General features: G+C 64.9%; 2 protein-coding genes. Both read right to left on the minus strand.

Features of this window, described 5'->3' with window-relative positions; translation table 11 throughout:
* Window positions 1-174: 174 nt before the first annotated feature.
* Complete coding sequence (locus tag OE747_RS24520; protein WP_263831050.1) at window positions 175-1,308, minus strand: cytochrome-c peroxidase; 1,134 nt, start codon at window positions 1,306-1,308, stop codon at window positions 175-177.
* The gene (locus tag OE747_RS24525; protein ID WP_263831051.1) at window positions 1,305-2,015 is read right to left on the minus strand and encodes an SCO family protein; all 711 of its coding nucleotides are present in this window, start codon (window positions 2,013-2,015) and stop codon (window positions 1,305-1,307) included. Before OE747_RS24525 ends, OE747_RS24520 begins: the two co-directional genes overlap by 4 nt.
* Window positions 2,016-2,166: the final 151 nt, after the last annotated feature.

The raw sequence follows: 2,166 nt of genomic DNA on the forward strand, positions 1-2,166 counted from the left end.
GGGCCCTTCGAGGTTCACTTCCATCACTTCCAGAGGCTTGCCCGCCTCCAAAGCTACCGCCGCGCGCGTCCGCATATATGTGTTCTCCTTAGGTCAGAAATTGTCGGGGGGGTGGCTGCGTGCCTAGGCCACGAGGCAATCGAGCCCCTCCGAGGTGAGCGCCAACAAAAAAGCTTAGATATCCGCCAGTTCGGCGGGGTTGAGGCCCAGCGGGCGGATGCGTGCATCCTGATCGGGATGTCCGGCGCCGCCCATGTTGTAGAACTCCAATACCTCGCCCAGCGTCGTCAGCGCGCCGTCATGCATATAGGGCGCAGTCACCGCCAGATTGCGCAGGCCCGGCGTGCGGAACTTCCACCGATCCGCAGGCTCCTCTGTCACCTCGTAACGGCCCAGATCGGCCTCGCGCGGGGCGCTGACCGCCCGGATGCGAGAAAAATCGACCTGATGCACCACGCCGGGCGCCACCTGGACCAGGTGGCTGGCGGGCGGGTTCTGACGCCGCTCTTCGCGCCTCCGGCCATAGCCGGTGTCGTGAAAGGCCTGATCGGTGAAGAGCGCATGATCCGCGTCGATCAGGTGGCACGAAGCGCAATCGGCCTTGCCGGTGAACAGCTCAAATCCCCGCTGCGCCGCCGCGTCCATCGCGGCCTCGTCGCCGCCGTAGAACCAGCGGTCAAAAGCGCTATTACCCAGCGTCAGGCTGCACTGATAGGCGCCGAGCGCCTGGCCGATGCGGTCAAGCGAGGCGGGCGCGGTAAAGGCCGCATCAAACAATGGACGGTAATCGGGCAGGTGGGTCAACTCGGCCACCACATGGCCGATCGAGGGGTTGGCCATCTCGTTGCGGGTCACCAGGGGTGCGACGAACTGGGTTTCCAGCGCCGGGTCGCGCCCGTCGTGAAAGAGCGGGCTCAGAAAGCCCACATTGATCACGCTGGGCGCGTTGCGCTTGACGCTTCGCCCCTCGACCCCGATGGCGGTGGCCAGTTCCCAGTTTGCAAACCCCAGTTCGGGCACATGGCACATGGCACAGGACATGGTGCGGTTGATCGACAGGCGCCGGTCGAAGAACAGCTTGCGCCCCAGTGCGATCTTGGCCTCGGTCGGTGGGTTGTCGACCGGATGCGGCACAGGGGGCAGGCCCAGTTGCGGTGTCAGGCTGCGCTCCAGCGCGGCCTTGGTCCAGTCCGTCGTATCTGTCGGGCAGGTCTCGGCGCTGATCGGCGCGGGCAGGGCGGCGCCATAGTCCCCGGCCAAAGCGGCGGGGGCGATGAGGGCCAGCGCTGTCGCAAGTGCACGGATCACGCGCCCGCCTCTTCCATCAGAAGGGTTTCGATATCGGTCAAGAACAGGCGCGGGTCGAGAAAGCCCAGACCATAGACGTTGCGGATGTCACCCTGTCGGTCGACCAGATAGAGACGCAACAGGTGGCTGATCGTCTCCTGATCCTCGGACCGGTCCACGACCTGACCATAGCCGTCCAGAATGGGGGTCAGCTCTTGCGGCCCCGAGGTGGTCAGCACCTGCCAGTCGAGCTTGTCGCTCGCGTGCTCGTCCGAGGTGATGGGATAGGCAAAGGTCTCGATCGCCTCGACCGTGTCGCGGGCGGGATCAAAGCTGATCGTCAGCAGCTGCACGTCCTCGTTCAACCCGGGCAGGTCGCCGCTGGCATCATGCACGTCGAATAAAACCGACATGGCCAGCGGACAGCCGTTCACGCCGCCGCAGGTGAGATAGACGAAGCTGACAAGTGAGATCTTGCCCCGCGTCAGGTCGTGCAGGTTGTGTTCGCGGCCCGCGATATCGAGCACCCGGTCATCGGGCGCGGATTTGATGCGGTTCAGGCGGTAGCTGCCCGGGGCGGGCGGGTCGAACTGGTAAGCATCGCTCGCCTCAAAAACCGAGGCCATCGGGGAGGGCCGGGCGGGCTCGTCCGGAGACCAGATCTGCCAGCCCACCACTGCCGCCACGGCCACGAGGGTCAGCCCGGAAAGGAGAAAGCTCTTGCGCATCGGCCCCTAGCATCCGTGTCGAAAGGAAAAGCCGGGGCAGCGCGTCGCCGCCCCGGAAGTTTGGGAGGTCTCAGTGGAATGCCCCAGCTGCCTAGGTCCACCGTTATGTATAGGGAACGGAGGACAGAGAATGGCAAACAAGCGGCACAAG

Source organism: Ruegeria aquimaris (assembly GCF_025751555.1).
Lineage (GTDB): Bacteria > Pseudomonadota > Alphaproteobacteria > Rhodobacterales > Rhodobacteraceae > Ruegeria_B > Ruegeria_B aquimaris.

Coding starts and splice junctions, on each gene's coding strand:
- OE747_RS24525 (WP_263831051.1), bottom strand. CDS start 2,015: ATGCGCAAGAGCTTTCTCCTTTCCGGGCTGACCCTCGTGGCCGTGGCG.